10 protein-coding genes and 1 pseudogene are annotated in these 11,341 nt (G+C 62.7%); 6 read left to right on the top strand and 5 right to left on the bottom strand.

Features of this window, described 5'->3' with window-relative positions:
* Positions 1–40 precede the first annotated feature (40 nt).
* The 5 genes and pseudogenes from AC1RMX_RS05700 to AC1RMX_RS05680 all read right to left on the bottom strand — a co-directional run bounded on the left by AC1RMX_RS05700 (position 41) and on the right by AC1RMX_RS05680 (position 4,934).
* The gene (locus AC1RMX_RS05700) at positions 41–787 is read right to left on the bottom strand and encodes an SDR family NAD(P)-dependent oxidoreductase (protein ID WP_096821405.1); all 747 of its coding nucleotides are present in this window, start codon (positions 785–787) and stop codon (positions 41–43) included.
* 100 nt (positions 788–887) lie between these two features.
* Positions 888–1,973: pseudogene (locus AC1RMX_RS05695) on the bottom strand (2Fe-2S iron-sulfur cluster-binding protein).
* A gap of 13 nt (positions 1,974–1,986) precedes the next feature.
* Positions 1,987–2,742, bottom strand: coding sequence for a glucose 1-dehydrogenase (locus AC1RMX_RS05690; protein WP_085709911.1), 756 nt, complete (start codon positions 2,740–2,742; stop codon positions 1,987–1,989).
* Complete coding sequence (locus tag AC1RMX_RS05685) at positions 2,730–4,409, bottom strand: FAD-binding protein (RefSeq protein WP_493070943.1); 1,680 nt, start codon at positions 4,407–4,409, stop codon at positions 2,730–2,732. Before AC1RMX_RS05685 ends, AC1RMX_RS05690 begins: the two co-directional genes overlap by 13 nt.
* Before the next feature lie 9 nt (positions 4,410–4,418).
* Positions 4,419–4,934, bottom strand: coding sequence for a flavin reductase family protein (locus tag AC1RMX_RS05680; protein ID WP_096821402.1), 516 nt, complete (start codon positions 4,932–4,934; stop codon positions 4,419–4,421).
* 257 nt (positions 4,935–5,191) lie between these two features.
* On the opposite strand from AC1RMX_RS05680, the gene AC1RMX_RS05675 reads away from it, so the two are divergent.
* The 6 genes from AC1RMX_RS05675 to AC1RMX_RS05650 all read left to right on the top strand — a co-directional run bounded on the left by AC1RMX_RS05675 (position 5,192) and on the right by AC1RMX_RS05650 (position 11,341).
* Positions 5,192–6,376: an acyl-CoA dehydrogenase family protein gene (locus AC1RMX_RS05675; RefSeq protein ID WP_096821401.1), complete on the top strand. Its 1,185-nt coding sequence runs from the start codon at positions 5,192–5,194 to the stop codon at positions 6,374–6,376.
* Positions 6,377–6,500: 124 nt separating this feature from the next.
* Entirely contained in the window at positions 6,501–7,622 is a 1,122-nt protein-coding gene (locus tag AC1RMX_RS05670; RefSeq protein WP_007951369.1) for an LLM class flavin-dependent oxidoreductase, read from the top strand.
* A 225-nt stretch (positions 7,623–7,847) separates the two neighbouring features.
* On the top strand, positions 7,848–8,744 hold the full coding sequence (locus AC1RMX_RS05665) for a VOC family protein (protein ID WP_493070940.1): 897 nt from the start codon (positions 7,848–7,850) through the stop codon (positions 8,742–8,744).
* A gap of 11 nt (positions 8,745–8,755) precedes the next feature.
* The gene (locus AC1RMX_RS05660; protein WP_493070938.1) at positions 8,756–9,637 is read left to right on the top strand and encodes a CoA transferase subunit A; all 882 of its coding nucleotides are present in this window, start codon (positions 8,756–8,758) and stop codon (positions 9,635–9,637) included.
* A 12-nt stretch (positions 9,638–9,649) separates the two neighbouring features.
* Complete coding sequence (locus AC1RMX_RS05655; protein ID WP_493070936.1) at positions 9,650–10,444, top strand: CoA-transferase subunit beta; 795 nt, start codon at positions 9,650–9,652, stop codon at positions 10,442–10,444.
* Between the two features lie 24 nt (positions 10,445–10,468).
* A complete protein-coding gene (locus tag AC1RMX_RS05650) occupies positions 10,469–11,341 on the top strand; it encodes an enoyl-CoA hydratase (RefSeq protein WP_192558007.1) in 873 nt (290 codons plus the stop codon).

Below are 11,341 nucleotides of genomic sequence, written 5' to 3'. Positions count from 1 at the left end.
GAAGAAAGGGGTGTGCCGGGCAGGCGCCCGGCAAGGAAAATCAGACGGCGGGCGGGGCGAAGCGGCGGCCGGCGGAGAAACCGCCGTCCACGGCAATCATCTGGCCACTGACAAAGGACGCTTCGTCTGAGGCCAGGAACAGGGCGACGTTGGCCACTTCTTCCGGCTGCCCGGAGCGATTGAGCATGTGTTGCGAGGCGAAGAAGGCGTGGAAGGCTTCGTGCTCGCGGACCATGCTGGTCATCGGGGTTTCGATCAGGCCGGGGCACAAGCCGTTGACGCGAATATTGGCGTAACCGAAGTCGATCGCCATCGAGCGCGTCAGTTGGTTGATGCCGCCCTTGGACACGTTGTACGCAACGTTGCCGTCGCAACCCTGGAGGCCGAAGATTGAGCCGATGTTGATGATCGAACCGCTGCGCCGGGGTTCCATCGATGCCAGCGCGTACTTGCTGGTGAGCATGCTGCCGGTCAGGTTGATGTCCAGCACCCGCTGCCAGTTGGCGGTGCTGGTCTGGGTGACGCTGCCCTGGTCGGCCACACCCGCCGCGTTGACCAGCACGTCGATGTGACCGAAGTGGTTGATGACTTCCTGCATGACCTGTTGCACCTGCGCTTCATCGCGCACATCCAGCGTCATGAACAGGCCCGGAAAATCCTCCGGGGCATTGCCGATGTCCAGGCCGACAACCTGCGCGCCTTCGGCGGCAAAGCGCCGCACGCAGGCCAGACCGATCCCCGATGCGCCGCCGGTAACCACCGCGACCTTGTTTTGCAAACGAGCCATAACTGCACCTCTTTTATTGTTTTCGGGCCAATGGGCTGGCCGAGTCTAACTGCAGATCGCGCCCGGGAGATCGTCCGTTGAGACTATTCTCGACCGGCGCTCAATCCGGGAACTTCAAGCGCACCCGTGCGCCGTTCGGGCGGCTTTGGCAGGCCAGGGTCCAGCCTTCGGCCAGTTCTCTGGGGCTGAGCACGTCGTTGCGGGCCATGTGCGTTTCGCCTTCCTCGACGACGCACATGCAGGCGCCACAAAAACCTTCTTCGCAAGACGAAGGCACGTCGAGGCCGGCGGCTTTGCAGCTTTGCAGCAGGGTGTCGCCGGGCTGACAGGCAATTTCGTGCTGTTGACCGTCAAGCACGACCACCAGCGATTCGCAGCGCGAGCCAAGAGAGGCTTGCCGGGCGGCGGCTTCTTCAGCCAGCAGTTCGTCGGGATCGGGCGGGGAGACGAAGCGTTCGACGTGGATGCGTTCAGCCGCTTCACCGAGTTCCAGCAAGGTTCGTTCGACGGTGTCCATGAACGGGCCCGGGCCGCAGATGAAGTAATCGCCGCCGGCAGAACCTTTCAGCAAATGGTGCACTTGGGCGGTGGTCAGGAAGCCTTGCACCGAGTCGAGCGCGTGTACCACTTGCAGTTGTTCCGGATGGGACTGCGCCAGTTGCCGCAGCTCATCCTTGAAAATCACCGATGCCTCATCGCGATTGGCGTAGATCAACTTGATCGGCCGCCGGCTGCGTTGCAGCGTCGATTTCAGAATGGAAAACACCGGGGTGATGCCAGACCCGCCGCCGAACAGCACCAGGGGTTTGTCGTCATCCGGTTGATGCTCATCAAGGCAAAAATGCCCGGCCGGCGGCAGTACGTCCAGCCAGTCACCGACCTATACCTCGTTCATTCGGTTCGACACCCGGCCGCCCTCGACCCGTTTCACCGTGACTTTGGGTTGCTCATCGGTCAACGGCGAACTGGCCATGGAATAGCAGCGGGTCAGCAGCTTGCCGGCACAGGGCACGCGAAACGTCAGGAACTGCCCCGGTCTGTAGCCAAAGCGCTCACGCAGGTCTGGCGGTATGTCCAGCACCAGCGAGCGCGCATCGGCGGTTTCGTCGATCACCGCGCACACTTGCAAGGCGTAGCTGGCCGCTGTGGCCTGGGCCGGTGTCAGGTTCTGTTGTTGCGTGCCCATGTTCACCTCGGCCTCAGAGCCCGCTGATCAGTTGGGCGTTGTCGACGCGGATCTCGGCTCCGTTGACGAAACGCGACTCGTCGGTGGCGAGGAACAGCACCACATTGGCAATGTCGGCCGGCGCGCACATGCGGTTCATCGGGTCTTGGTCGAGATCTTGCTGATTGATCGCCACACCACCGGTGAGGGCCTGGGTCATCGGCGTGTTGACCCCGTCCGGATGCACGCTGTTGCAGCGAATGCGGTAACCCTGTTGCTTGCAGTGCAAGGCAATCGAGCGAGTCATCGCCGCCACCGCGCCTTTGGATGCCGAGTAGGCACAGAACATCGGCATCGCGCCCAGCGCCGCCACCGACGACATGTTGATGATCGAACCACCGCCGGTTTCCTTCATGGCCTGGATCGCGTACTTGCAGCCGAGGAAGTAGCCGTCGCCGTTGATTTTCTGCACCTTCTGCCACAGCTCCAGTGTGGTGTCTTCGATGCTGCCCAACGCCAGAATCGCAGCGTTGTTGACCAGCACGTCGAGGCGGCCGAAGTGTTCCAGGGTGGTTTTGATCACGTTCTGCCAGTCGCTTTCGCTGGCGATGTCGTGACGGATGAACAGTGCGTTGCTGCCGATTTGCGCGGCCACTTCCCGGCCGGCGCTGTCGTTGAGATCAGTCAGCACGACCTTGGCGCCTTCGCGGGCCAGCAGCAGGGCGTCTTCGCGACCGATGCCGCTGGCGGCGCCGGTGATGATGCAGACTTTGCCTTCTACACGTTGCATTGTTGTTCTCCTGAGCGTGTGGTTTGAGCGATGGACTGGTCGGCCACATGGGTGGCGGCACGGCGGCCGGAATAAATGCAATCGGCCAGGGACAGGCCCGAGACATACAGATTTGAAGCGACCCCGACCGCGTTGCGCCCGGCGCTGTACAGGCCGGCAATCGGCTGGTCGGCGTGGTTCAGCACCTGACCGCTGGTTTCGCAGACCTTCAGCCCGCCGAGGGTGATGACGGGGCAGGGGAAGAGGCGGCTGGCGAAGGACAGGTCGAGGGCGTACCACGGGCCCTGATCCATGTCGGCGAGCATGGCGTGCGACTTGCCGAACGGATCGACAGTGTCTCCGCGAGCGGCGCGACTGTAAGTATTTACGGTGCGTTGCAGGTTTTCGGGCGGTAATCCGCAGCGCTTTGCCAGATCGGCAAGGTTGCGACTGCGTTTGGCGTTGAACAGCAGATTGAGTAGCACCGGCAACCGCTGGAAGGCCCAGACTTTGCCCGGGCCGACCTGGCGCAGCGCTTCGCGTACCAATGCCCGGTCGAGAATCAGGATGGCGCGGCCGTCCTGTTCTTCCACCATCGAGTGGCCGAGGGTGGCGCCGTAGATTTCTTCGTTGGCGTAACGCTCGCCACGGGCATTGACGATCAGGCCTCGGGCCCAGGCCAGCGGCGGGTTGATGAAACGCCAGGCGCTGACTTTGTCCATGCGCGCAACGCGACCGCCGGCACTCTGGCCCAGGGCGATGCCGCTGCCGTTGCAACCGGTGGTCCCCAGCGGCAAACCGGGCAGATAACGCGGCGCATGCTGACCGAGCCATTCACGGTTGAAGATAAAACCGCCGCTGCTCAGCAACACTGCTTGGTCGGCGCGAATCAACTGGCGTTCGGCACTGGCGAGTTCAATGCGCCGCAAGCGATTGCGCAACCGATCCGCCATTGCCGGCGCGTACATGTGAATCGCGGTGGCCCAGCGTGACAACCGGGCATGTTGCCGGGCTGCGCGACTGCCGGTCGGCAACTGCCAGGCTTCGACACCCACCACGCGGTCATTGGCATCGATCACCAGACGCCGGACTTCGCATTGGCTGCGCAGGCGTGCCCCAAGGCGCAAGGCGCTGGCTTTCAACGGGGCGAACAGGCTCGCGCCCGACAGGCCGGGGCCTTTGGTGCGATGGCCGCGCGGTGCCGGTTTGGCGATCGCGGCATAGGCGGGGACGGCTTCGTTGCCGGAGTAGTAAAGGTAAAACTGGTCACTCGGGTAGGACGTCTTGTGCGGCGGCACGCTGGATTCGAACGCCACGCCCTGGCGTTCGAGCCAGGCCAGTTGCTCGCAACTGCCTTCGCAGAATTCGCGCAGGGTCTGCGGGCTCACGGCCTCGCCGACTTCCTGGCGCAAGTAGTTGAACATCGCGTCGCGGCTGTCTTCGTATCCGGCCTGACGCTGATACGGCGTGCCGCCACCGGCGTACACGACGCCGCCGCTGATGGCCGTGGCACCACCGCCTGCGAACCGGTCCAGTGCCAACACCGACAAGCCGCGACTGGCCGCTTCAATCGCCGCGCAGGCTCCGGCACCGCCAAAGCCGACCACCAGCAAATCGCAGCGATCGTCCCAGTCCAACTGATCGGCGCTGTTCACGCGCAATGCCGACAACTGTTGTTGAGCGTCCATGGCCCGGCCTCAGCCCGCAGCAGCGAAGGCAGATGCCGGGTTGGCGGTGGTGGTGTAGCTGCCGTCGAGGTAGACCAGCGGGGTGATGGTGTCGCTGGTGTGGATTTGCAGGATGCGCCCGATGAACACGGTGTGGGTGCCATAGCTGAAGTGGCCGTCCTGACGGCAGAGGATCGCCGACTGAGCGTCACTCAGATACGGAATGCCGCCGGGGCTGGTCAGCCAGTTGCCCTGGTCGAAGCGCGCCTCGCCTTTGATCGAACCGCTGCAGCGATGGGCCAGACCTTGTTGTTCGACGCCGAGGATGTTCACGCAGAAGTCCGCGCCGGTGGCCAGTGCCGCGTGGGAAGAGGCGGTCTTGTTCACGCAGATCAGCAGCGATGGCGGCTCGGTGCTGAGGGAATCGACCGCTGTGGCGGCCATGGCGAAACGCTCGGAGCCGTTGCTGGTACTGATGATGGTGACTGACTTGGCCAGACGGCGCATGGCCTGGAGCATGTCGGCTTTCAGATTGACGTCGTTCATCGCACTCGTCCTGTGGTTGTACTGGAGTGCGATGGATTTTTGCGCTGGCGTGCCTGCGCAGCATCGTCCGAGGGGACTAGGCCTTTGGGTGGTCCGCGTACGTGCTTCGGATCATCGCCGACATGGTCCGTTTGAGGGATGCCCGGCACTTTTCACATTGTTTGAATGCCGCACAGGAGGCAGGCACCGCAAGTGCGGCACGTGCCTCGCTGCACGCGCGCCCCGGCGGACGGGGTGAACAATGGAGAACAATAAAAATGCTCAACCAAGACCTGATTCGCCAGCGTCTGAGCCAGCGTGCCCGCGAGCTGGTACCGATTCTGCGTGAGCGCGCCCTGAACGCCGCGCAAACCGGCCAGTTGCCGGAAGAGACCCTGAAGGATTTTCAGGAAGCGGGGTTCTTTCGCATCCTGCAGCCGGCACGCTGGGAAGGCTACGAGCTGGAACCCAAGGACTTCTTCGAAGTGCAGATGACCCTCGCCGAGGGCTGCATGTCTTCGGCCTGGGTGCTTGGCGTTGTGGCGATTCATAACTGGCAGATGGCGCTGTTCGATGACCGTGCGGCGCAGGATGTCTGGGGCGACGACTCCAGCGTGCTGATCTCTTCTTCCTATATGCCGGTGGGCAAGGTCGAACGGGTGGAGGGCGGTTTCAGGCTCAGCGGGCGCTGGGGCTTTTCGTCCGGCAGCAAGCATTGCGAATGGGCATTTCTCGGGGCCTTGGTGCCGGCGGAAGAGGCCGGTGGTGCGCCGGATTACCGGACGTTCCTGGTGCCGCGCAGTGACTACCAAATCCTCGATAACTGGAATGTCATGGGCCTGGAAGCCACCGGCTCTCACGACATCCTGGTCGAGAACGCCTTCGTCCCCGAGTACCGCACCCATCGGGCGTTCGACGGTTTCATGCAGAACAGCCCCGGAAATGCGGTGAACACCGCACCGCTGTTTCGCCTGCCGTTCGGGCAGATTTTCGTGCGGGCGGTGTCGTCGGCGGCCATCGGTGCGCTGCAAGGCGCGGTGGATCAGTTTGTCGAACACAACCGCGCACGGGTCGGGGTTAACGACGGACGCAAGATGGTCCAGGACCCGGCCGCGCAATCGGCGCTGGCCAACGCCATGGTCTGCGTCGACGAATGCAAGACCGTGCTCTATCGCAACTTCGCCTTGATGCTGGAACGGGCGCAAAAAGCCGAGCCGCTGAGCATGCCCGAGCGGGTGAAGATGCGTTACGACTCCGCACGGGTAGCCGACAAATGCGCGAAAGCGGTGGGCGAGCTGATGTTCAACAGCGGCGCCTCGACGATTTTCCGCAGCCACCCGATCAACCGAGCATTTCGCGACATTCACACCGGTCGCGCCCACGTTGCCAACAGCCCGGCGAAGTACGCCTGGAACCTCGGCGCCGTGAGCATGGGCCAGGACAGCAACGACTTTTTCCTCTGACCGCACTGCGCTGAATCGGCTAGTCCGTTTGCAGGATTCGAGCGCCTCGAGGATGCCCGAGCATTAGCGCGAAGGCGTGGTTCTCCGGCGCCGGCTGCGCATCCAACAAGTACAAGGATCAACCATGAAATTTTCCCTGATTTACGAAGCCCAGACGGTGGATTCCAGCCGTGAAGGCGATCGCAAGATTTTCGAAGACACCGTCGAACAGGCTGTGCTGGCCGACAAACTGGGCTTCGATACGTTCTGGTGCGTGGAGCACACGGCACTGAGCAACTACTCGCACATGTCCGCGCCGGAAACCATGCTGGCGTTCGTCGCCGGCAAGACCGAGCGGATCGGCATCGGCCACGGCGTGGTCTGCCTGCCACCGGCGATGAACCACCCGGTGAAAGTCGCCGAACGCATCGCTACTCTCGACCTGCTGTCCAAGGGCCGGGTGCATTTCGGTGTCGGCAAGGGCGGCACCCAGCAGGAGGCCGGCACCTTCGGCTATGACCTGACGACGTTGCAGCCGCAGATCGACGAGATGATGTACCTGATCCCGAAAATGTTCGTGTTCGACGAAATCGAGCACCAGGGCGACTTCGTGCAGATTCCGAAACGGCCGATCCATCCCAAGCCTTACCAGGATCCGCACCCGCCGATGTACCTGGCTTGCACCAACACTGACTCGCTGAAAAAGGCTGGCAGCCGTGGCATGGGCGCGCTGGTGCTGGGTTTTGGCGGGCCGGAAGAAATCGCCAAGAAGGTCGAGGTCTATCACCAGGCCTGGGACAACCGTGACGTGAAACACCAGGTGGGCTTCCGTCCCAACCGTCATATCGCGGCGCTGTGCCCGGCGATCGTGCTGGAAAACAACGAAGAAGCGCGGCGCATCGGCATCCGTGGCCAGCGTTATTTCATGGAGTCTCTGGGTTACTGGTACGGCGGCGGCGAGCGTCCGGACCCGGAAAAGTGGAAGGACGACACCTTCGTCGATGGCAACGGGCAGAGCGTGATCAAGTCGCGTTTTGCCTCGGAAGAGGTCAGCGTCGATTTCTCCGACCCGACCATGGCCATGATGAACCCCAACCATGCCTACGGCACCGTCGAGGATTGCATCGGCTACGTGCAGCGACTGATCGACGCCGGCGCCGACGAAATCCTGTTCATCTGCCAGATGGGCACCGTACCGCAGTGGGCGCAGCTGGAGACGTTGAAGAACATTGGCGAGAAGGTGATTCCGCATTTCCGCAAAAAGTAAGTGGGCTGATACCTGCTGTTGATCGCACTTAAGGTCTGGAACGGAATCCAGTCCCCATTTCCAACGGGTCCCCAAGGCCCGTTTTTTTATGCCTGCATTCCGGGTCTGCGCTAGTCCCATTGGACGATGTTTCCCCCCGGCGAACCCGTTTGAATAGGCCCCAATACAGTCTTCCCGGCAATCGCCGCCGGGCGGCTCGGCCTGAGAACAACGAGGAGTGCATCCATGGATATCCGTGGTCTGGGTTACGTCACCCTGTTATCCAGCGATCTGGCGCAGTGGCGGCAGTACGCAAGTCAGGTGCTCGGCATGATGGTCGCCGGCAGCGATGACGATGAGCGCCTGTACCTGAAAATGGACGAGCGCCACCACCGGATTCTGGTGGAGAAAAGCGCCGAAAACGGCTTCGGCGCCTGCGGTTGGGAAGTGTCGGGCAAAGCGGCGCTCGAGCAGGCTGTCAGCGAGCTGGAACGCGCCGATGTGCAAGTCACCCGTGGCACAGAGGCTCAGGCTCGGGACCGCAAAGTCCAGGAACTGGTGCACTTCAGCGATCCGGATGGCAACCGCCACGAATTGTTCTGGGGCCCGTTGCAGGACTTCGCGCGCTTCATTTCGCCGGTCGGCGTAAAGGGCTTCGTCACCAACGAACTGGGCATGGGCCATGTAGTACTGCCGGCGCCGAGCTTCGATCGTTGCCGGGATTTCTATGAGCAGGTGCTCGGCTTCGGCCTGTCGGACCTGATGAAAGTCCGCTTCACACCGGACCCGGCCGAACCGCAAAAACGCATTCACTTCCTGCATTGCAATAACGGTCGCCACCATTCACTGGCGATTTTCGAGTGCCCGATGCCCCACGGCTGCGTGCACATGATGGTCGAGGTCAACGCCCTGGATGAAGTCGGCCGGGCCCTCGACCGAGTGCAGGCCAACGGCGTGAAGATGTCCGCCACCCTCGGCCAGCACACCAACGACCAGATGATCTCGTTCTATATCAAGACCCCGTCCGGGTTTGACCTGGAGTACGGCTGCGATGGCCTGGTGGTCGACTGGGAGCAGCACACCCCGTTCGAAAGCACCGTGGTCAGCCACTGGGGCCATGACTTCAGTGTCGGTCGCCAATGAGGACTATGACGATGGACAAGCGAATGACCACGGCCGAAATGGTCGGCCAACTGCGTGACGGCATGACCATCGGCATCGGTGGCTGGGGCCCCCGGCGCAAACCCATGGCGCTGGTGCGCGAGATCCTGCGCTCGGACCTCAAAGACCTGACCGTGGTCGCCTACGGCGGCGCGGATGTCGGCATGCTCTGCGCGGCCGGCAAGGTCCGCAAACTGGTGTTTGCCTTCGTGTCGCTGGATTTCATTCCACTCGAACCGTACTTCCGCAAGGCGCGTCAGGACGCGGCGCTGCAAGTGATGGAAATCGACGAAGGCATGCTGTTGCTCGGCCTGCGTGCTGCCGCCATGAAAGTGCCGTTCATTCCCACGGCCGTGGGGCTGGGCACCGACGTGCTGCGGCACAACCCGCAGATCAAGTTGATCGACTCGCCCTATGCCGACAACAAGCAATGGGTTGCGATGCCGGCGCTCGAGCTCGATGCGGCGCTGATTCACGTCGACCGCGCCGATGTACGCGGTGTCTGCCAGATCAGCGGCCCCGATCACTACATGGACGACTTGCTCGTCCGGGCGGCGACCCACAGCTATGTGACGTGCGACGAACTGGTCGACAGCGAGTACTTCCATGCCGATCCGGCGCGGGCGCATCAAGTGTTCTGGGAGCGCAACCTGACCACCGCCGTGGCGCACGTGCCGGGCGGTGCGCACCCGTCTTCCTGCGCGCCGCTGTACGGCTTCGATGTGGCGCATTTCAAGGCCTACAACGCTTCGGCCCAGGCCGGCGAAGGTTGGCAGGACTACGTCCGCGACTATGTCGACTGCACCCACGAACAGTATCTGGACAAGGTCGGCGGCCTGGACGCCATCCGCCAGCTCCCTCTGCCGGTCTACTAAGCGAGCCTTGATATGACGACTTCTGCAACGACTTACAGCCTCGCCGAGTTGATGATATGCGCGGCTTCCGAAGCCTGGCGCGACGACGGCGAGGTACTCGCCACCGGGATCGGGGTGATTCCGCGCCTGGCCGCTTCATTGAGCATGCTGACCAGCAACCCGCAGCTGCTGATGACCGACTCCGAGGCGTACATGGTCGCCGAGCCGGTGCCGTTGGGTGTACGCAACGGCTACGAGCCAAAGCGCGATAGCTGGATGGGCTTCTCGCGGATTTTCGACAACGTCTGGGGCGGCAAGCGTCATGCGCTTGTGGGCCCGACGCAAATCGATCGCTTCGGTCAGGCCAACATTTCCTGCATCGGTGACTACGCCAAACCTAAGGCGCAAATGCTCGGCGTGCGGGGCTTTCCTGGCAACTCGATCAGCCATGCCAATTCCTTTTGTGTGCCCAGCCATAACCGTCGGGTGTTCGTCGAAGGCGAGGTCGATATGGTCGCCTCGGTCGGCTACAACCCGGCGCGCCTGGCCCGGGGCTGGTCGCTGGATGAAATCGATATCCGCCTGATCGTCACGGATCTGTGCGTGCTGGATTTTCTCGGCCCGCAACGACAAGTGCGGATTCGTTCGCTGCACCCCGGCGTGACCGTGGAACAGGTACAGGACAACACCGGATTCGAGCTGCATGTGCCACAGGATTGCCCGACCACAACGTCGCCCACCGCCGCGCAGTTGCAACTGATCGAGAGTCTGGACCCGCACAACCTGCGCGCCAGCCAGCTCAAAGACAACCCGCCGGGCCAGCGCTGAGTCGCACCGTTTCGGAGAAAAGTGATGGCTGAACATAACGATAATAATGCCGCCGACGTGGTGCTCTACGAAGTGCGCGGGGCGGTGGCGCTGGTCACCATGAATCGCCCCGAGTATCACAATGCCCAGAACTCGCAGATGACCTACGCGCTGGACGCGGCGTTTCGCCGTGCCTGCGATGATGACGAGGTGAAAGTCATCGTGCTGCGCGGGGCCGGCAAGCACTTTTCCGCCGGGCATGACATCGGCACGCCGGGGCGGGACGTCGATAAGACGTTCGACCGCGCGAGCCTCTGGTATGACCACACCAACAAGCCCGGTGGCGAGTTTCTTTACGCCCGGGAGCAGGAAGTCTATCTGGGCATGTGCCGGCGCTGGCGCGAAATGCCCAAGCCGACCATCGCCATGGTGCAGGGCGCGTGCATTGCCGGCGGGTTGATGCTGGCCTGGGTCTGCGACCTGATTGTCGCCAGCGAGGATGCGTACTTTGCCGATCCGGTGGTGCGCATGGGCATTCCCGGGGTCGAGTATTTTGCCCACGCGCATGAACTCAACCCGCGTATCGCCAAGGAGTTTCTGTTCCTCGGCGAACGCATGCCGGCGCCGCGCGCCTATCAGATGGGCATGCTCAACCGGGTGGTGGCTCGCGAATCCCTGGAACAGGAAACCCTCGATATCGCCGGGCGCATCGCCCAGATGCCGCGCCTGGGCCTGCAATTGAGCAAGCAGGCGGTCAACAACGCCGAAGACCTGATGGGCAAGCGCGCGACCATGGACATGGTCTTCGGCCTGCACCACTTCGCCCATGCCCACAATGAACTGGTGTCCGGCGACCGGCTCGGCGGCTACGACGCCAAGGCCATGGCCAGTTCGCAACGCTCGACGGGTGGGGCGTGA

The sequence above is a fragment of the Pseudomonas sp. GW822-FHT03F04 genome, from assembly GCF_058801405.1.
The sequence above is the reverse complement of the archived record's forward strand: the minus strand, read 5'-3'. Positions and strand labels throughout refer to the sequence as shown.

Bases quoted from the DNA above. Each gene is read 5' to 3' on its own strand.
- AC1RMX_RS05700 (WP_096821405.1), bottom strand. From the start codon at position 787: ATGGCTCGTTTGCAAAACAAGGTCGCGGTGGTTACCGGCGGCGCATCG.
- AC1RMX_RS05690 (WP_085709911.1), bottom strand. From the start codon at position 2,742: ATGCAACGTGTAGAAGGCAAAGTCTGCATCATCACCGGCGCCGCCAGC.
- AC1RMX_RS05685 (WP_493070943.1), bottom strand. From the start codon at position 4,409: ATGGACGCTCAACAACAGTTGTCGGCATTGCGCGTGAACAGCGCCGAT.
- AC1RMX_RS05680 (WP_096821402.1), bottom strand. From the start codon at position 4,934: ATGAACGACGTCAATCTGAAAGCCGACATGCTCCAGGCCATGCGCCGT.
- AC1RMX_RS05675 (WP_096821401.1), top strand. From the start codon at position 5,192: ATGCTCAACCAAGACCTGATTCGCCAGCGTCTGAGCCAGCGTGCCCGC.
- AC1RMX_RS05670 (WP_007951369.1), top strand. From the start codon at position 6,501: ATGAAATTTTCCCTGATTTACGAAGCCCAGACGGTGGATTCCAGCCGT.
- AC1RMX_RS05665 (WP_493070940.1), top strand. From the start codon at position 7,848: ATGGATATCCGTGGTCTGGGTTACGTCACCCTGTTATCCAGCGATCTG.
- AC1RMX_RS05660 (WP_493070938.1), top strand. From the start codon at position 8,756: ATGGACAAGCGAATGACCACGGCCGAAATGGTCGGCCAACTGCGTGAC.
- AC1RMX_RS05655 (WP_493070936.1), top strand. From the start codon at position 9,650: ATGACGACTTCTGCAACGACTTACAGCCTCGCCGAGTTGATGATATGC.
- AC1RMX_RS05650 (WP_192558007.1), top strand. From the start codon at position 10,469: ATGGCTGAACATAACGATAATAATGCCGCCGACGTGGTGCTCTACGAA.